At 66.9% G+C, this 290-nt stretch carries 1 protein-coding gene; it reads left to right on the forward strand.

The genetic code is table 11. The features are described from left to right. Window positions 1–290, forward strand: a 290-nt coding sequence (locus SM755_RS23410; RefSeq protein ID WP_323174804.1) for a PAS domain-containing protein, incomplete at both ends; no start/stop codon positions are given.

A 290-nucleotide genomic window follows, 5' to 3' on the forward strand; every position in this document is an offset into this window, starting at 1 on the left:
GTCGAGTTCTATCATCCGGCCGATAGGGAGACGATACGGTCGGCCGTCGAGCGGGCGATCGAGGAGGGTGAACCGTACGACCTCGACCTCCGTATCGTCCGCCCTGACGGCGAGGTCCGAGAGGTGCGCGCGCAAGGGGAGCGGGTCGAGAGCGGTCAGGATGACGACGCCGTACTGCGGGGCGTCGTCCAGGATATCACGGAGCGGAAGCGGACCGAACGCGAGTACGAGGAACTCGCGGGCGAGTACGAGGCGCTGCTCGAGACGTCCGGGGACGCCATCTTCCTGCT

It is taken from the genome of Natrialba sp. PRR66 (assembly GCF_034808065.1).
Lineage (GTDB): Archaea > Halobacteriota > Halobacteria > Halobacteriales > Natrialbaceae > Natrialba > Natrialba aegyptia.